Consider the following 16889-nt stretch of genomic DNA (forward strand, 5'->3'; position numbering starts at 1 on the left):
CTCAGGCAAACACCTGCAGGCTGCGCGGTGGCAGGGCCACCCAGATGTCCTGGGCTCCCAGGCGCGGCATGGCCTCCGGTGCCAGCTCCGCCAGCAGCGGATGCCCCGGCAACTGGTTGAGTTCGAAACTCATGCGGCAGCGGTTGCCGAGGAAGGTGATCTCGCGGACCTTGGCCGGGAACAGGTTTTCCTCATGCACCGGCGGGTTCACGCTGATGGCCTCCGGACGGCAGAACAGGCGTCCCGAGGCGGCCTTGGCCGAGTCGTCGGCCAGGCGCAGGTTCATCCCGCCGACCTGGGCATGGCTGTCGCTGCTGCGGCTGAAGGGCAGCCAGTTGCCCTGGCCGACGAACTCGGCGACGAACGGCGTGGCCGGACGATCGTAGATTTCCTGGGGCGTGGCGTACTGCTCGACCTTGCCGTTGTTCATCACGGCGATGCGGTCGGCCATCAACATGGCCTCGTCCTGGTTGTGGGTCACCATCAGGGTGGTGATGCCCAAGCGTCGCTGCAGCTGGCGCAGCTCGGTGCACAGGTGCTCGCGCACGCGGGCGTCGAGGGCCGACATCGGCTCGTCCAGCAACAACAGCGACGGCGAAGGGGCCAGGGCGCGGGCCAGGGCCACCCGCTGCTGCTGGCCGCCGGACAACTGGCCGGGGTATTTCTTCTCGCTGCCGGTCAGGCCCACCAGTTCGAGCATCTGCGCCACGCGCTTGCGGGCTTCGTCACGGCCACTGCCAGCCAAGCCATAGGCAATGTTGGCCTCCACCGTGAGGTTGGGGAACAGCGCATAGGACTGGAACAGGATGCCGTAGTCCCGGGCCTGCGGCGCCAGGTTCGAGACGTCACGCTGGCCCAGGTACAACTCGCCCGCATCCTGGCGCTCCAGGCCGGCGATGCAACGCAACAAGGTGGTCTTGCCGCAGCCCGACGGCCCCAGCAGGCACACCAGCTCACCAGCGGCCACGTCCAGGGACACGTTATCCAAGGCAGTGAAGGCGCCGAAGCGCTTCTGGATGCCGCGCACCTTCATCGGCGCGCCAGGGTTGCTCAGGGCGGTTGCGGGGGAGTTGTTCATGGACGGACCTCATCTGGCAGATGCAGGCCATCCTAGGGAACGAATGCGTAGGTCTTATGGCAATCAGATAAAAGTTGCCGATAGCGGTATTGGCAGATTTGGGTTGCTCCATGGGCAGGGAGCAAGACTGGGCCAATCCCACATCGGGCAAGAACCTGGCTCCCACGCCAGGATGGTGATTTCAACAGCCGGCCATTTCCTGGGCCAGGCCGAGGAAGGCTGCCGGCAGGCGTGCGTTCTTGCGCTCCTTGAGGCAGTACAGGTATTCAACGATCTGCGGCGCATGTTCGATGGTCAGCACCCGCAGTTGCGGATCGTGGGGAACCTCCTGGCGGGCGATGATGCTGATGCCGATATTGCGCAATACCGCCTCGCGGATCGATTCACGGCTGCCAATCTCCAGCAACGGGCCAAAGCTGACGTTGGCGCTCTTGAGCAGTGCCTCAGTGAGGCTGCGGGTGGTGGAACCCGGCTCGCGCATCAGCAGGGTATGGCCAGCCAGGGCACTGAGCGGCACATGCTCCAGGGCCGCCAGGGGGTGATTGCGATGCACCGCCAGCACCAGCGGGTCGCTGCCCAGCACCCGGCGCACCAGGCGCGAGTCCTCCAGCAATTGGGAAGAGGCCGCCACATCGACCCGGTATTCCTCCAGGGCCTCCAGCACCTGCTGGGAGTTGCCGATTTCCACCGACACCTCCACTTGGGGCAAGTGCTGGCGGAAGGTCTTCACCAGGTCGAGGATGTAGTACGGCGCGGTGGCGGCGATCCGCAACGTGCCCTGGACCTGCCCGCTGTTACGCAGGAAGAACTCGATATCGGCCTCCTTCTGCAACAGCTCCTTGACCATCGGCAGCAAGCGCGCGCCCTCGTCGCTCAGGCTCAGGCGCCGGCCACCGCGGTAGAACAACTCCACCGAGTACTGGCTTTCCAGGTTGCGGATCTGGGTGGTCACCGTGGGCTGGCTGAGGCCGAGCTTCTTCGCCGCCTGGGTGATGCTGCCCAGCCGCGCGACCATGTAGAAAGCCTTCAGCTCGGCACTCAGCATGACGGCTTACCGCGGCTGCAAGCTTTCAGCGGCAAGCCGCAAGCTGAAGCCGGTGTGCGTGAGTTCATCACTCTGATTCCCCCTCAGTTGCTTGCAGCTACGGTGTCCTATTTGCGCAGCAGGCGCAGGCCGTTGAACACCACCAACAGGCTGACCCCCATGTCGGCGAACACGGCCATCCACATGGTGGCCAATCCGGCAAAGGTTACCCCAAGAAAGATCGCCTTGATCACCAGGGCCAGGGCGATATTTTGCTTGAGCACTGCCGAGGTCTGGCGCGACAGGCGGATGAAGGCCGGGATCTTGCGCAGATCGTCGTCCATCAGCGCGACATCCGCAGTCTCGATGGCGGTATCGGTGCCGGCGGCCGCCATGGCGAAGCCGATCTCCGCCCGGGCCAGGGCCGGGGCATCGTTGATGCCGTCGCCCACCATGCCCACTCGGTGACCCTGGGCATACAGGTCCTCGATGGCTTGCAGCTTGTCGGTGGGCAACAGGTCGCCCCGGGCCTGGTCGATGCCTACCTGAACGGCGATGGCCTTGGCGGTGTGGGGGTTGTCGCCGGTGAGCATCAGGGTCTTGATGCCCAGCTCGTGCAGTTGCTGGATCGCTTCGCGGCTGGACTCCTTGACCGTATCGGCCACCGCGAACAGCGCCAGCGGACCCTTGTTGTCCAGCAGCAGGACCACGGTCTTGCCTTGCTTCTCCAGGGCGAAGAGCTTTTCTTCCAGGGCTGGCGAGCACAGGCCCAGTTCCTCCACCAGGCGGTGGTTGCCCAGGTGGTACAACTGGCCGTCGATTTCACCGCGCACGCCACGGCCAGCCAGGGCCGCGAAGTTATCCACAGGATGCATGGCCAGCTGTTTATCCACAGCCGCCTGGGCGATGGCCAGGGACACCGGGTGATCTGAACGGCCAGCCAGGCTGGCGGCCAGGGCCGGGGCGCTGTCGTTGGCCAGCGGGTCCAGGGGCAGGAAGTCGGTCTGCACCGGCTTGCCATGGGTAATGGTGCCGGTCTTGTCCAGGGCCAGGTAATCCAGCTTGTAGCCACCTTCCAGATAGACCCCGCCCTTGACCAGGATGCCCTTGCGCGCTGCGGCAGCCAGGCCGCTGACGATGCTCACCGGGGTCGAGATCACCAGGGCGCATGGGCAGGCCACCACCAGCAGCACCAGGGCGCGGTAGATCCAGTCGAACCACAGGCCACCCATGAACAGCGGGGGAATCAGCGCCACCGCCAGGGCGAAGGCGAACACCGCCGGGGTGTAGATTTTCGAGAAACTGTCGACGAAGCGCTGGGTCGGCGCCCGTGCTCCCTGGGCCTGTTCCACGGCGTGGATGATCCGCGCCAGGGTCGAGTTGTTGGCCGCAGCGGTGACCCGGTATTCCAGGGCGCCGGCCTGGTTGATGGTGCCGGCGAACACCTTGTCGCCCACGGTCTTTTCCACCGGCAGGCTTTCACCGGTGATCGGTGCCTGGTCGATGGTGGAACTGCCACTGGTCACCTCGCCATCCAGGCCGATGCGCTCACCCGGGCGCACCCTCACCAACGCGCCAAGCTCGACGCTTTTCGCCTCCTGTTCGCTCCAGCTACCGTCGGTTTGTTGCACCGTGACCTGCTCCGGGGTCATCTGCATCAGGCCACTGATGGCATTGCGCGCGCGGTCCAGGGAGCGAGCCTCGATCAACTCGGCCACGGTGAACAGGAACATCACCATGGCCGCCTCTGGCCACTGGCCGATCAGCACCGCGCCGGTCACGGCGATGCTCATCAGCGCATTGATGTTGAGGTTGCGGTTCTTCAGGGCGATCCAACCCTTCTTGTAGGTGCCCAGCCCGCCGCTGAGGATCGAGACCAGGGCCACCAGCGCTACCAGCCAATCCGGCCCGGCACTGGTGAAGTGAATGACTTCGGCAGCCAGCGCGCCGACGCCGGACAGCGCCAGCGGCCACCAGGGTTTCTTCACCGGCTGCGCACTGACAGGCTGGCTATCGCTCCCTGCCTCCAGGGGTTCGGCATGCATCCCGAGGGACTTGATGGCCTCGACGATCGGCGCAGTGTTCGGCAGGTCGTGGGTCACGCCCAGCACCCGGTTGATCAGGTTGAACTCCAGGGCCTGGATGCCGGCCAGCTTGCCCAGCTTGTTCTGGATCAGGGTCTGTTCGGTGGGGCAATCCATGGCCTCGATGCGAAAGCTGCTCAACCGCGCCCCGGCAGCCGATGCCTCGCCCAGGACCACCCGGGATGGTACGGCAGCCGCAGAACCACAGCAGGAACCGCCATGACTGGCGTGATCGTGGGACTTGAGCGGCTGCAGCTTGCCCACGGCAGCGTGGGCATGGCTGTGGTCGTGATCGTGATCGTGATCGTGATCGTGATCGTGATCGTGATCGTGGCCAGCATGGGCATGCTGGGCGGGCTTGCGCGGATTGTGCAGGGAATCGCTCATGGGGTCGCGTCCGTATGAAAGGTGCTTGTTGCCAAGTGAACACCCTGTAGCCACTATAGGGTCAAGCACCTATTCGGAGACGATGGCGATGAAAATTGGCGAACTGGCGAAACTCACCGACTGTCAGGTCGAGACCATCCGTTACTACGAACGCGAAGGACTGCTACCGGAACCGGCTCGCAGCGAAGGCAACTACCGCCTCTATACCCAGGCTCACAGCGAGCGCCTGACCTTCATCCGCAACTGCCGCAGCCTGGACATGACCCTGGAAGAGATCCGCAGCCTGCTGAATCTGCGGGACAGCCCCCAGGACCAGTGCGCCAGCGTCAACGCCCTGATCGACGAGCACATCCATCACGTCAAGGCGCGGATCGACGGTTTGCTGGCCCTGCAAGAGCAACTGGTGGACCTGCGCCAGCGCTGCAGCGAGGCGCCAGACCTTGAGCACTGCGGCATTCTCCAGCGCCTGGAAGTCAGCGGTTCGGTGGCCCCCAGCGAGGCCGAGCCGTCCCACGTCGGCCGCAGCCACGGCCATTGAGCCGCAAGGACGGGCGCCACGTTCTCAGGAGCCGTGGCGCCCAGGCAGCAACCGCAGGTAGACCCCTTCCAGCAACGCCAGCAAACGCTGGTCCAGCTGATGCCAGGCGATCCCGCGGCGCACCAGCCAGGCACTCCCCAACCCCACCAGGCAACCGCCGAGGATATCGAACGGGAAGTGCACCCCCAGGTAGACCCGTGCCCAACTCACCAGCAATGCCAGGGCCAGCATCACCAGGGCGGTCTTGCGCAGGGAAGCCAGCAACAGGGCAAACCCCATGGCGAACATGCCGCTGGCGTGGTCGCTGGGGAAGGACGCGCCGGGTGCATGAGCCAGGAAGTTCTGTCCCAACTCCAGCATGAAGGGCCGAGGATGGAACCACAGGCCGCGAATCAGCAGGTTGCTGGCCAGGGCCAGGATGATGCTCAAGGTGGCCAATAGCACCACCATTCGCTGGCGTCGCTCGCCGAACACCCAGAACAGCAACAGCAGCAGCGGCACGCTCAGCACCACCCATTGCGCCAGGAAAACCGCCAGTTCACGCATGAGCATCGAGGCGTCGGCACTGGCATTGATGGCCAGGAACAGGCTGCGATTGAGTTCTTCCATTCAGGGGCTCGTGTTCAGAAAAATAAGAGGAGTGCAGCTCATAAGAGCTTAGTTGCCCGTCCGGCACGGCAATGCCCGGGACACGTCCCGGGCAAGCTCGATAACGGCAACGGCAGAATCGACCGGGGGCCGTGCGATATGGATCGCAAGGCCCCCGATTGGTTCAGGACAGGGGGGGCTAGACCGCCATGGGCGCGGTCATTGGCGCATGGTGTTCGTAGCCTTCCAGGGAGAAGTCGCCCGGCTCGATCAGCTCCAGCCACTGCGGCTGGTACACGCCGGTCTTGGCGAACTCCGGCACCCGGTCGGAGATCACCAGCTTGGGCATCGGGAACGGCTCGCGCTTGAGCTGCTCGTTGAGCATGTCCAGGTGGTTCTCGTAGACGTGGGCATCACCGATGAAATAGGTGAACCAACGTGGGGTATAGCCAGTCAGGCGACCGATCAGGCTCAGCAGCGCCGCGCCCTCGGTGAGGTTGAACGGTGTGCCCAGGCCCAGGTCGTTGGAACGGATGTAGAGGGTCAGGGAGATTTCCCGGGTCTCGACATTCGGATGGAACTGGTACAGCAGGTGGCACGGCGGCAAGGCCATTTCATCCAGCTGGGCGCAGTTCCAGCCGTGGAACAGGATGCGCCGGCTGCCCGGGTCGTTGATGATGGTATCGACGCACTGGCGCACCTGGTCGATGGCCTTGTACAGCACCACGTAGGCTTCGCCCTCTTCTTCGCCCGCGGCGATCTGCCGGTAGCCCTGGCTCAGCGCCAACTCGATGGCGGCCTGGTTGGCGACCTTGATCTGCTTGTAGGCCGGCCATTTGCGCCATTGCACGCCGTAGATCTCGCCCAGGTCGTCCTCGCCCTGGCGGAACGGGTTGGCCAGCCACTGGGCGTTTTCGTTGGCGTTCTGGTCCCAGACCTTGCAGCCCAGGGCACGGAACTCGGCGGCGTTGTTCACACCGCGCAGGAAGCCAACCATTTCGCCAATGGCCGACTTGAACGCCATCTTGCGCGTGGTGATGGCCGGGAAGCCTTCCTTGAGGTCGTAGCGCAGCATCGCCCCGGGGAAGCTGATGGTGTTCACACCGGTGCGGTTGGCCTGCTTGGTGCCGTTGTTGATGACGTGGGCCACCAGATCAAGATATTGCTTCATGAATTACCTGCATCCCTGAACCCGGGACCTGCGCCCCGGGATTCGAATTTATTGCGCGGCACTCTTGGCCGGAGCGCGATGATAAGCCAGCCAGATCAATCCGAGGCCACCGAGGATCATCGGAACGCACAGAATCTGACCCATGGTCAGCCAGTTCCACGCCAGGTAGCCCAGCTGGGCATCCGGCACCCGCACGAATTCGACGATGAAACGGAATATTCCGTAGAACAGCGCGAACATCCCCGAGACCGCCATGGTCGGGCGCGGCTTGCGCGAGAACAGCCAGAGGATCAGGAACAACGCCACACCTTCCAGGGCGAACTGGTACAGCTGCGACGGATGGCGCGGCAACTGCGCCGGATCGCTGAACGGCGGGAACACCATGGCCCAGGGCAGGTCGGTGGCCTTGCCCCACAGCTCGGCGTTGATGAAGTTGCCGATGCGCCCGGCGCCCAGGCCGATCGGCACCATGGGGGCGACGAAGTCCATCAGTTCGAAGAAGGTCTTGTTGTTGCGCTTGCCAAACCACCAGGCCGCCAGCATCACCCCGATGAAACCGCCGTGGAACGACATGCCACCCTTCCACACCTCGAAGATCAGGGTCGGGTTGGCCAGGTAGGCGCCGAGGTCGTAGAACAGCACGTAGCCCAGGCGCCCGCCGACGATCACGCCCATGGACAACCAGAACACCAGGTCCGAGAGTTTTTCCTTGGTCCAGGTCGGATCGAAGCGGTTCAGCCGGCGCGACGCCAGCAACCAGGCACCGCCGATGCCGATCAGGTACATCAGGCCGTACCAGTGGATTTTCAGCGGGCCGATGGCCACGGCCACCGGATCAATCTGCGGGTAAGGCAGCATTACGACTCCTCGTAAGGGTTGGGACTTCGGTTCCGGGCGAAACTGTCACGCCAGGATTAAGCCAGGATTGCGTCACGACTCAGAACAGGAAGCTGGTCCCCACGCAGAACAGCAGCGCGGCGAACATTCGCTTCAACAGTCGCGGTGACAGTTTGTGGGCCAGGCGCGCACCGATACGGGCGAACACCATGCTGGTCAGGGCGATGCCCAACAGCGCCGGTAGATAGATGAAGCCCAGACTATGAGCCGGCAACAGGGGATCATGCCAGCCCAGAATCATGAAACTTAACGCACTGGCCAGGGCGATGGGCAAACCGCAGGCCGAGGAAGTGGCCACGGCCTGCTGCATCGGCACGCTGCGCCAGGTGAGGAATGGCACCGTCAGCGAGCCACCACCAATGCCAAAGATCGCCGAGGCCCAGCCGATCACCCCACCGGCAGCGGTCAGGCCAAGCTTGCCGGGCACCTCGCGGCTGGCCTTGGGCTTGAGTTCCAGGGCCATCTGCACGGCGATCACCAGGGCGAACACGCCGATGATCTTCTGCAGGTGCGGGCCGGAAATGGCCTCGGCCGTCAACGCCCCGAACCCGGCCCCCATGAGGATGCCCAGGGTCATCCAGGCGAATATCGGCCAGCGCACCGCGCCCCGGCGGTGGTGTTCGCGCACTGAATTGATGGACGTGAAGATGATGCTGGCCAGGGAGGTGCCCACTGCCAGGTGGGTCAGCACCGAGGCATCGAAGCCTTGCAGGGTGAAACTGAACACCAGCACCGGAACGATGATGATTCCGCCGCCTACGCCGAACAGCCCGGCCAGTACGCCCGCACAGGCGCCCAAGAGCAGATAGAGCAGAAATTCCATGGGAGCATCCAAAAATGAGTTCGGCATGGTAACGGATGCGCGGCCCAGGACTCCACCGGATGACGATGGATACCCATCGGCTCTGTGCGTAAAGTGGGCAAAAACACACAGGGGGCCACCTTCATGTGCTTGATTGTCTTTGCCTGGCGACCGGGACACACCCAACCGCTGATCGTCGCGGCCAACCGTGACGAGTTCTATGCCCGGCCCAGCCTGCCCCTGGCGCAATGGCCGGAGTCGCCACAGATCCACGCCGGACGCGACCTGGAGGCCGGCGGCACCTGGCTCGGGGTCGGCGCCGACGGGCGCTTCGCGGCCCTGACCAATATCCGCAACCCGCACCAGCCGCCGGCACGTCGCTCTCGCGGGGAACTGGTGGCACGCTTCCTGGCCGGCACCATCGACCTGGACGAGTACCTGCGTGACGTAGTGGGCCGCTCCCTGGAATACGCCGGTTTCAACCTGCTGCTGGGTACCGCGGACCAGCTCTGGCACTACAACGCCCATGACCCGGAGCCACGCCAGCTGGAGGCTGGCGTCTATGGCCTGTCCAATGCCGGCCTGGACACCCCCTGGCCCAAGCTGCTCAAGGCCAAGGCCGCGCTGCGTGAGGTGCTGGACGATCCCCGGCCCGAGGCCTTGCTGGCGCTGTTGGGCGACCCGCAGACCGCGCCTTTCGCCGACTTGCCAGACACTGGCGTGGGCCTGGCCACCGAGAGCCTGCTGTCGAGCATCTTCATTGCCAGTCCCAGTTATGGCACTCGCGCCAGTACCGCGCTGATCGTCCACGCCGACGGCTCACGGCATCTGGTCGAGCGCAGCTTTGGCCCCTATGGCGGGCATCTGGGAGAGATCGAACTGAGGATTTGAGGCGCCGTCGGCGGCCGGTCTCAAGGAGGACCGGCACGCGAACTAGAGGGTCTTGTTCGACGCGGGGTTGATCATCCGCGCCAGGCCGAGCTTCTTCAGCGCCAGCTGCAGCGAGCTGTGGATAACTTGCGGGTTGTCGATGGTCATCATCTCGTCCAGCAATTCCTTGGCCTTGGTCATGCTGATCTGGCGCAGCATCCACTTCACCTTCGGCAGGTTGGTGGCGTTCATCGACAGGCTGTCAAAACCCATGGCCATCAGCAGCACCGCAGCGGCCGGGTCGCCGGCCATCTCGCCACAGATACTCACCGGCTTGCCTTCGGCGTGGGCGTCGCGGACCACGGTCTGCAGGGCTTGCAACACCGCCGGGTGCAGGTAGTCGTAGAGGTCGGCCACCCGCGGGTTGTTGCGGTCCACCGCCAGCAGGTACTGGGTCAGGTCGTTGGAACCCACCGACAGGAAGTCCACCTGGCGCGCCAGTTCCTTGGTCTGGTACACCGCCGCTGGAATCTCGATCATCACCCCCACCGGTGGCATCGGCACGTCGGTGCCTTCGTCGCGCACCTCGCCCCAGGCCCGGTGGATCAGGTGCAGCGCCTCTTCCAGCTCGTGGATGCCGGAGATCATTGGCAACAGGATGCGCAGGTTGTTCAGGCCCTCGCTGGCCTTGAGCATGGCCCGGGCCTGCACCAGGAATATCTCCGGGTGGTCGAGGGTCACGCGGATACCGCGCCAGCCCAGGAACGGGTTATCTTCCTTGATCGGGAAGTAGGACAGCGACTTGTCGCCACCGATGTCCAGGCTACGCATGGTGACCGGCTGCGGATGGAAAGCCGCCAGTTGTTCACGGTAGATCGCCAGCTGTTCCTTTTCGCTGGGGAAGCGCTGGTTGATCATGAACGGCACTTCGGTGCGGTACAGCCCCACGCCCTCGGCACCACGCTTCTGCGCCCGGGCCACGTCCGCCAGCAGGCCGGTGTTGACCCACAGCGGCATGCGGTGGCCATCGGGGGTCACGCAAGGCTGGTCGCGCAGCGCATCCAGGCCCTGGGCCAGTTGCCGCTCCTCTTCCACCACATCGGCGAACTGCTTGCGCAGCACGTCGCTGGGGTTGGTGTAGACCTCGCCATGGTAGCCATCGACGATCATCTGGATGCCATCGACCTTGGAGTACGGCAGGTCGACCAGGCCCATCACCGTCGGGATACCCATGGCCCGGGCCAGGATCGCCACGTGGGAGTTGCCCGAGCCCAGTACCGAGACCAGGCCCACCAGCTTGCCCTCGGGCACTTCGCCGAGCATGGCTGGAGTCAGCTCCTCGCTGACCAGGATGGTGTTGTCGGGGTAGACCAGGGTCTGCTGGCGCTCTTCCTGGAGGTAGGCCAGGAGCCGCCGGCCCAGGTCCTTGACGTCCGAGGCGCGCTCGCGCAGGTAGGCATCGTCCATCAGTTCGAAACGGTTGACGTGATCGCTGACCACCTGGCGCAACGCACCCTGGGCCCATTGGCCGGTCTTGATCACGGCCTTCACTTCGCTGCCCAGGGAGGCATCGTCGAGCATCATCAGGTAGACGTCGAACAGCGCCCGCTCCTCGGGACGCAACTGGGTCGCGAGCTTTTCCGACAACGCCCGCATGTCGGCGCGCACCCCTTCCAGGGCGCTCCTGAACAACGCCAGCTCGGCGTCGATATCGGTGATGTGCTTGTCCGGCACCACGTCCAGGTCGGCCGGCGGCAGCATCACCACCGCGCTGCCCACGGCGGCGCCGGGAGAACCCGGCACGCCAACGAACTTGGCTTCCTGGATACCCTTGCCCTGGCGTCCCAGGCCGCGGATCGAGCCGGTGGCCTCGGCATGGGCGATAACCCCGGCCAGCTGGGCACTCATGGTCACCAGGAAGGCTTCTTCGCCTTCGTCGAACTGGCGGCGCTCCTTCTGCTGGATCACCAGGACCCCGACCACCCGCCGGTGGTGGATGATCGGCGCCCCGAGGAAGGAGGCATAGCGCTCCTCGCCGGTCTCGGCGAAGTAGCGGTAGCGGGGGTGATCGGCGGCGTTTTCCAGGTTGAGGGGTTCTTCCCGAGTGCCTACCAGGCCCACCAGGCCTTCGTTGGGAGCCATGCTGACCTTGCCGATGGAACGCTTGTTCAAGCCTTCGGTCGCCATCAGCACGAAACGGTTGGTTTCCGGGTCCAGCAGGTAGACGGAGCAGACCTGGCTGCCCATGGCCTCTTTGACGCGCAAGACGATGATCCCCAACGCCGTCTTGAGATCCTTGGCGGAGTTAACTTCCTGGACGATCTTGCGCAGCGTATTGAGCATGGCTCGGGGTCGAACTCCGTCGTCAGTCGCGCACTAGAAGGCGCGGGGCAAGCTCTTTGAGAGCGCGGCGATACACTTCGCGCTTGAATGTCACCACCTGGCCCAACGGGTACCAATAACTGACCCAGCGCCAGCCATCGAATTCCGGTTTACCGGTCAAATCCATCCGCACCCGCTGCTCGTTGGAGATCAGGCGCAAGAGAAACCATTTCTGCTTTTGGCCGATGCACAGCGGTTGGCTGTGGGTCCTTACCAGGCGCTGCGGCAAACGATAGCGCAACCAGCCGCGGGTGCAGGCGAGAATTTGCACATCTTCGCGCTCCAGGCCCACTTCTTCGTTCAACTCGCGATAAAGAGCGTCTTCCGGCGTCTCGTCGGGGTTGATGCCGCCTTGGGGAAACTGCCAGGCATCTTGATTGATACGGCGAGCCCATAGCACCTGGCCGGCATCATTCGTCAGAATGATCCCGACATTGGGGCGAAAACCATCGGGGTCGATCACGGCTACAACCTCGCAAACGCATGTCGCCGCATTGTTCCATAAAGCTTGGGAATGCAGCAACGAGGCTGCCAAGCTTATGTGCACTCTTGTGAAAAGACCGTATTCTGGGGGCCTTTTCCAAGACTTTTCAGTGAGTAACTGCAATGCGCCTGGCTTTATTCGACTTGGACAACACACTCCTGGGTGGCGATAGCGACCATGCCTGGGGCGACTACCTGTGCGAGAAGGGCTTCCTCGACCCCGTGGCCTACAAGGCCCGCAACGACGAGTTCTACCAGGACTACCTGGCCGGCAAGCTCGACAACGCCGCGTACCTGAATTTCTGCCTGGAAGTCCTCGGCCGCACCGACATGGACGTGCTGGAACAATGGCATCGCGACTACATGCGCGACTGCATCGAGCCGATCCTGCTGCCCAAGGCCCAGGCCCTGCTGGCCCGGCACCGCGAGGCTGGCGACAAGCTGGTGATCATCACCGCCACCAACCGCTTCGTCACCGCCCCGATCGCCGAGCGCCTGGGCGTGGAAACCCTGATCGCTACCGAGTGCGAGATGCAGGACGGTCGCTACACCGGCCGCAGCACCGACGTACCGTGCTTTCGCGAGGGCAAGGTGACCCGCCTGCTGCGCTGGATGGAAGAAACCGGCCACGACCTGCAAGACAGCTATTTCTACAGCGATTCGATGAATGACCTGCCGCTGCTGGAGCAGGTGACCACTCCGGTGGCCGTCGACCCTGACCCCAACCTGCGCGCCGAAGCCCAGAAACGCGGCTGGCAGGTGATCAGCCTGCGCGATTGAAGCGGCGCCCCGGGCCGCAGTGCGGTCCGGGGCCGCTCTGGGCATCAGGCCGGCTTGGCCACCATCAGGTAGAAGATCGCCATGAAGGCCAGGAACGCCGGCCAGCCCAGGGCGAACCACCAGCGCATATAGAGAGTGGCGCGCATCGGCATCGGCGTCCCATCGCGCAAGGCCTGCTCGGCCATCTTGTGCACCCGGATCTGCAACCAGACCACCGGCAGCCAGCACACCCCCGCCAAGACATACAGCCCCAGGCTCCACATCAGCCAGGACTGCTGGATCGACCATCCTGCCAGGTGGATCAGGCCCAGCCCGCTCAGCGGCTGGAACACCGCTGTGGTCGCGGTGAAGGCCCAGTCGGCGAACACCAGGTGCCTGAAGGTCACGGCGATCACCTGCACCTGGCCGCTGCGCCAGGCCCGCAAGGCATAGTAGGCCGACCCGGCGCCCAGGCCGAAGAGCACGGTGGAAGACAGGATATGCAGGGTTTTCAGCAGCAGGTAAGCGCTCATCGACGAGGTTCGGTCCACAACAGCCAAAGGGTCGCCACCATCAGCACCAGGTTCTTGGCGACGGCGGCATAAGGGTCAAACCAGAAATGCGGCAGGATCAGGCTGATGATCATTGTGTAGCCAAGCATCAGCAGCAATTGCGCCTGCAAAGCCCGCCGGCGCCAGCGCCGCAGCAGCAGGCCGACGCCGAGCACCGCGTCGCAGAGCGAACCGCCGATCACCGCCAGCACCGCCCAGGCGCCCTGCACCCCAGCCTCGGCCATGATCCGCAGGCCCCAGTCGTAGCCGGGCCCGATGCACACCACTGCCGTCCCGAGCCAGATCAGCACCATCACCGCCAATAGTAGCGGCCGCAGCACCCACTGGGTGGTTTGCCCGGCCTGGGGCCAGCCCTGCAGGCGCGTCGCCAGGGGAGCGGCGTGATAACCACAGACCGATGCCAGCACCTCGGGGTCCGCCAGGTTGTCCTGCCGGGCCATGCTCAGGCTTTGCCGGCTCAGCGCCCGCCAACCCAGGCGCTCGCCCAGCAGCGCGGCCAGGCCCAGGAGCGGCCCCGGCAACTGGATATAACGGGCCGGCGCCCAGCCCTGGGCCGCTCGCAGGCGATCGAGCAATTGCCCCATGGTCATCCGCTCCGGGCCAACCAGCGGCAGGACCATGGATTCTGTCGGCCACTGCCGCAGCAGCGCCAGCACCGCGGCGCTCAAGTCATCCACATGCAGGGGCTGCATCTGTGCCCTGGAGGACAGCAGCGGGATCAGCGGCCAGGGCGAGAGTCGTGCCAGCCAACCGCTACTGGCACCACCCGCCCCCAGCACCAATGAAGGACGCAGCACCACGGCTGAAATGCCCAGGCCCAGCAGATAGTCGTCCGCCACGGCCTTGCTTGCCAGGAACGGCACCCGAGGCTGGCTGCCGGCGCCCAACGCGGAAATCTGCAGGACTCGCGCGCCACGAGCCGCCGCCAGGTCGAACAGCGCGCGCGTACCCAGGTCCTGGGTCAGGTTCAAGGCCTGGGGGTCGTTGCTCAGCAAACCGGCGGCATTGATCAGCAGGTCGGTATCCGCTGGCAGTTCGAACGAACCGGGCTCACGACCGAGACGGTCAAGATCCAGCTGCAACCACTGCACCCCGGGCAAACCCCGAGGTTGTGGCTGGCGGCTGGTAGCGATCAATTGATGACCGGCGGCGTGCAACGCCGCCAGCAGATGACGGCCGACAAACCCTGTGGCCCCCACCAGAACAACCTTCATGGCAATCCTTAAGACCGGATCAGACCGGCTTGGCCCCCATGAGGCCGGCAATGGTGACGAAACACAGGGCGCTGAAGACCGCCAGGACCAGGGTAAAAGCCAGGCCACTGGCAGCCTTGGCCACGCGCAGGCGATTGAGCCGCACCATCAGCCATAGCCAGGCCAGCGCCCCCAGGGTGTAGAGCACGCTGGAGCCCAGGACCCAGGTCTGCCCCAGCGGCCAACCCACCAGGTGCACCAGCCACCAACCGGTGACCGGCAGGGTCACCAGGCCCAGGGCCAGTAGCAACCAGCCGAACAGGCCCGGGCGGTGCAGTACCCGGCTGTAGACCCCCGCGTCACCCTGGCGGCGCAGGCGCCAGACCCAGATAGCCAAGCCCAGCGCGCTGCCCAGCAGCAATACCGTGGCCGATACATGAAGCGTCTTCAGCGTGCTCAGCGTTTCCATATTCTCGTGTCCTTAAGGCCTCGATTCAGCGTAGCCGCTCAGCCGAGGAACAGCTGGTAGGCCGGGTTGTCGCTTTCGTCCCAGTACGGATAACCGATCTGCTCCAGGGCCGCAGGAACCAGGTGGCGCTCCTCGGCCGGCACCTGCAGGCCAGCGACCACTCGCCCGTCCGCCGCACCGTGGTTACGGTAGTGGAACATGGAAATGTTCCAGCGCCCGCCCAGCTTGTTGAGGAAGTTGAACAAGGCGCCCGGGCGCTCCGGGAACTCGAAGCGCAGGACCAGTTCGTCGCTGACCTTCTCCGCACGCCCACCGACCATGTAGCGAATGTGCAACTTGGCCAGTTCGTTATCGGTCAGGTCGATCACCGGGAAACCCTGGTCAGTCAGGTTGGCGATCAGGGCACTGCGCGGGTCGTTTTCCGGGTGGGTCTGCACGCCGACGAAAATGTGCGCCTCGCTGCCGGTGTTGTAGCGGTAGTTGAATTCGGTGATCTGGCGTTTGCCCACCGCCTCGCAGAAGGCCTTGAAGCTGCCAGGCTGCTCGGGAATGGTCACGGCGATGATGGCTTCGCGGCCCTCACCCAGCTCGGCGCGCTCGGCCACGTGGCGCAGGCGGTCGAAGTTGACGTTGGCACCGGAATCGATGGCCACCAGGGTCTGCCCGGTGATGCCACGCTGCTCGACGTACTTCTTGATCCCCGCCACCCCGAGGGCACCGGCAGGTTCGGTGATCGAGCGGGTATCGTCGTAGATATCCTTGATTGCCGCACAGATCTCGTCGGTGCTGACCGTGATGACCTCGTCGACGTGGTCCTTGCAGATATCGAAGGTGTGCTGGCCGATCTGCGCCACGGCCACGCCGTCGGCGAAGATGCCCACGGTTGGCAACACCACCCGCTCGCCGGCGGCCATGGCCATTTGCAGGCAGTTGGAGTCGTCCGGCTCGACGCCGATCACCCGCGTCTCGGGACGCAGGTACTTCACATAGGCTGCGATGCCGGCGATCAGCCCGCCGCCGCCGACCGGCACGAAGATCGCATCCAGCGGGCCGGGATGCTGGCGCAGGATCTCCATGGCCACCGTGCCCTGCCCGGCAATGGTGTGGGGATCGTCGTAGGGATGGATGTAGACGTAACCCTTCTCGTCCACCAGTTTCAGCGAATAGGCCAGCGCTTCGGGGAACGTATCGCCGTGCAGCACCACCTTGCCGCCACGGGAGCGCACGCCTTCGACCTTGATCTCGGGAGTGGTCTTGGGCATCACGATAGTGGCCTTGACCCCCAGCACCTTGGCGGCCAAGGCCAGGCCCTGGGCATGGTTGCCCGCCGAGGCGGTGACCACGCCACGGGCGCGTTCGACATCGGTGAGCTGGGTCAGCTTGTTGTAGGCGCCGCGAATCTTGAACGAGAACACCGGCTGCAAGTCTTCGCGCTTGAGCCAGACCTGGTTGCCCAGCCGCTCGGAGAGCTGGCGAGCGGACTGCAACGGGGTTTCTACGGCAACGTCATAAACGCGCGAGGTGAGGATCTTCTTTACGTACTGTTCGAGCATCGGAAAGCATCACTGAGCGGGTTGGGCAGGGCCAAGGAG

16 protein-coding genes are annotated in these 16889 nt (G+C 64.6%); 3 read left to right on the forward strand and 13 right to left on the reverse strand.

The features are described from left to right. Position 1 precedes the first annotated feature (1 nt). The 3 genes from I9018_RS30650 to I9018_RS30660 form a co-directional block, all read right to left on the reverse strand. Complete coding sequence (locus I9018_RS30650) at positions 2 to 1078, reverse strand: putative 2-aminoethylphosphonate ABC transporter ATP-binding protein (protein WP_068575442.1); 1077 nt, start codon at positions 1076 to 1078, stop codon at positions 2 to 4. 181 nt (positions 1079 to 1259) lie between these two features. Continuing rightward, entirely contained in the window at positions 1260 to 2123 is an 864-nt protein-coding gene (locus tag I9018_RS30655) for a LysR family transcriptional regulator (RefSeq protein ID WP_241108249.1), read from the reverse strand. A gap of 107 nt (positions 2124 to 2230) precedes the next feature. Further along, positions 2231 to 4573: a heavy metal translocating P-type ATPase gene (locus tag I9018_RS30660; RefSeq protein ID WP_241108250.1), complete on the reverse strand. Its 2343-nt coding sequence runs from the start codon at positions 4571 to 4573 to the stop codon at positions 2231 to 2233. 88 nt (positions 4574 to 4661) lie between these two features. Here I9018_RS30660 and cadR point away from each other — a divergent pair, with 88 nt between their 5' ends. Next, positions 4662 to 5111 (forward strand): Cd(II)/Pb(II)-responsive transcriptional regulator, encoded by a 450-nt coding sequence (gene cadR, locus I9018_RS30665; protein WP_068575437.1) that lies wholly within the window; start codon positions 4662 to 4664, stop codon positions 5109 to 5111. 24 nt (positions 5112 to 5135) lie between these two features. Here cadR and I9018_RS30670 read toward each other — a convergent pair whose 3' ends face one another. From I9018_RS30670 to I9018_RS30685, 4 genes are all read right to left on the reverse strand, one after another. Further along, positions 5136 to 5720 (reverse strand): undecaprenyl-diphosphatase, encoded by a 585-nt coding sequence (locus tag I9018_RS30670; RefSeq protein ID WP_068575436.1) that lies wholly within the window; start codon positions 5718 to 5720, stop codon positions 5136 to 5138. Positions 5721 to 5898: 178 nt separating this feature from the next. Then, positions 5899 to 6870, reverse strand: a complete 972-nt coding sequence (locus I9018_RS30675; RefSeq protein WP_241108251.1) for a thymidylate synthase — start codon at positions 6868 to 6870, stop codon at positions 5899 to 5901. Positions 6871 to 6918: 48 nt separating this feature from the next. Beyond that, entirely contained in the window at positions 6919 to 7728 is an 810-nt protein-coding gene (gene lgt, locus I9018_RS30680) for a prolipoprotein diacylglyceryl transferase (RefSeq protein ID WP_241108252.1), read from the reverse strand. A 79-nt stretch (positions 7729 to 7807) separates the two neighbouring features. Further along, the gene (locus I9018_RS30685; RefSeq protein WP_068575434.1) at positions 7808 to 8590 is read right to left on the reverse strand and encodes a sulfite exporter TauE/SafE family protein; all 783 of its coding nucleotides are present in this window, start codon (positions 8588 to 8590) and stop codon (positions 7808 to 7810) included. Between the two features lie 123 nt (positions 8591 to 8713). On the opposite strand from I9018_RS30685, the gene I9018_RS30690 reads away from it, so the two are divergent. Further along, positions 8714 to 9460 carry an NRDE family protein gene (locus tag I9018_RS30690; protein WP_068575433.1) on the forward strand — a complete coding sequence of 249 codons (747 nt, stop codon included), beginning with the start codon at positions 8714 to 8716 and terminating at the stop codon, positions 9458 to 9460. Between the two features lie 42 nt (positions 9461 to 9502). On the opposite strand, the gene ptsP is transcribed toward I9018_RS30690, so the two are convergent. Both ptsP and I9018_RS30700 read right to left on the reverse strand, forming a co-directional pair. Beyond that, the gene (gene ptsP, locus I9018_RS30695; RefSeq protein ID WP_068575432.1) at positions 9503 to 11782 is read right to left on the reverse strand and encodes a phosphoenolpyruvate--protein phosphotransferase; all 2280 of its coding nucleotides are present in this window, start codon (positions 11780 to 11782) and stop codon (positions 9503 to 9505) included. Positions 11783 to 11804: 22 nt separating this feature from the next. Beyond that, complete coding sequence (locus I9018_RS30700; RefSeq protein WP_011064073.1) at positions 11805 to 12284, reverse strand: RNA pyrophosphohydrolase; 480 nt, start codon at positions 12282 to 12284, stop codon at positions 11805 to 11807. Between the two features lie 143 nt (positions 12285 to 12427). On the opposite strand from I9018_RS30700, the gene I9018_RS30705 reads away from it, so the two are divergent. After that, complete coding sequence (locus I9018_RS30705; RefSeq protein ID WP_068575431.1) at positions 12428 to 13084, forward strand: HAD family hydrolase; 657 nt, start codon at positions 12428 to 12430, stop codon at positions 13082 to 13084. A gap of 44 nt (positions 13085 to 13128) precedes the next feature. Here I9018_RS30705 and I9018_RS30710 read toward each other — a convergent pair whose 3' ends face one another. The 4 genes from I9018_RS30710 to ilvA are packed head-to-tail and all read right to left on the reverse strand — an operon-like array spanning position 13129 to position 16850. After that, positions 13129 to 13596 (reverse strand): DUF2269 domain-containing protein, encoded by a 468-nt coding sequence (locus I9018_RS30710; RefSeq protein WP_068575430.1) that lies wholly within the window; start codon positions 13594 to 13596, stop codon positions 13129 to 13131. Further along, positions 13593 to 14849, reverse strand: coding sequence for an SDR family oxidoreductase (locus I9018_RS30715; RefSeq protein WP_241108253.1), 1257 nt, complete (start codon positions 14847 to 14849; stop codon positions 13593 to 13595). The genes I9018_RS30710 and I9018_RS30715 overlap by 4 nt, the downstream gene beginning before the upstream one ends. Before the next feature lie 19 nt (positions 14850 to 14868). After that, on the reverse strand, positions 14869 to 15297 hold the full coding sequence (locus tag I9018_RS30720) for a DUF2269 family protein (RefSeq protein WP_068575428.1): 429 nt from the start codon (positions 15295 to 15297) through the stop codon (positions 14869 to 14871). A gap of 38 nt (positions 15298 to 15335) precedes the next feature. Then, positions 15336 to 16850: a threonine ammonia-lyase, biosynthetic gene (gene ilvA / locus I9018_RS30725; RefSeq protein ID WP_068575427.1), complete on the reverse strand. Its 1515-nt coding sequence runs from the start codon at positions 16848 to 16850 to the stop codon at positions 15336 to 15338. Between the last annotated feature and the right edge of the window lie 39 nt (positions 16851 to 16889).

Source organism: Pseudomonas sp. MPFS, from assembly GCF_022537035.1.
GTDB lineage: Bacteria > Pseudomonadota > Gammaproteobacteria > Pseudomonadales > Pseudomonadaceae > Aquipseudomonas > Aquipseudomonas sessilinigenes.

Bases quoted from the DNA above. Each gene is read 5' to 3' on its own strand.
- I9018_RS30705 (WP_068575431.1), top strand. From the start codon at position 12,428: ATGCGCCTGGCTTTATTCGACTTGGACAACACACTCCTGGGTGGCGAT.
- I9018_RS30710 (WP_068575430.1), bottom strand. From the start codon at position 13,596: ATGAGCGCTTACCTGCTGCTGAAAACCCTGCATATCCTGTCTTCCACC.
- I9018_RS30650 (WP_068575442.1), bottom strand. From the start codon at position 1,078: ATGAACAACTCCCCCGCAACCGCCCTGAGCAACCCTGGCGCGCCGATG.
- I9018_RS30690 (WP_068575433.1), top strand. From the start codon at position 8,714: ATGTGCTTGATTGTCTTTGCCTGGCGACCGGGACACACCCAACCGCTG.
- I9018_RS30660 (WP_241108250.1), bottom strand. From the start codon at position 4,573: ATGAGCGATTCCCTGCACAATCCGCGCAAGCCCGCCCAGCATGCCCAT.
- I9018_RS30685 (WP_068575434.1), bottom strand. From the start codon at position 8,590: ATGGAATTTCTGCTCTATCTGCTCTTGGGCGCCTGTGCGGGCGTACTG.
- I9018_RS30670 (WP_068575436.1), bottom strand. From the start codon at position 5,720: ATGGAAGAACTCAATCGCAGCCTGTTCCTGGCCATCAATGCCAGTGCC.
- lgt (WP_241108252.1), bottom strand. From the start codon at position 7,728: ATGCTGCCTTACCCGCAGATTGATCCGGTGGCCGTGGCCATCGGCCCG.
- I9018_RS30655 (WP_241108249.1), bottom strand. From the start codon at position 2,123: ATGCTGAGTGCCGAGCTGAAGGCTTTCTACATGGTCGCGCGGCTGGGC.
- I9018_RS30715 (WP_241108253.1), bottom strand. From the start codon at position 14,849: ATGAAGGTTGTTCTGGTGGGGGCCACAGGGTTTGTCGGCCGTCATCTG.
- I9018_RS30675 (WP_241108251.1), bottom strand. From the start codon at position 6,870: ATGAAGCAATATCTTGATCTGGTGGCCCACGTCATCAACAACGGCACC.
- ilvA (WP_068575427.1), bottom strand. From the start codon at position 16,850: ATGCTCGAACAGTACGTAAAGAAGATCCTCACCTCGCGCGTTTATGAC.
- ptsP (WP_068575432.1), bottom strand. From the start codon at position 11,782: ATGCTCAATACGCTGCGCAAGATCGTCCAGGAAGTTAACTCCGCCAAG.
- I9018_RS30720 (WP_068575428.1), bottom strand. From the start codon at position 15,297: ATGGAAACGCTGAGCACGCTGAAGACGCTTCATGTATCGGCCACGGTA.
- cadR (WP_068575437.1), top strand. From the start codon at position 4,662: ATGAAAATTGGCGAACTGGCGAAACTCACCGACTGTCAGGTCGAGACC.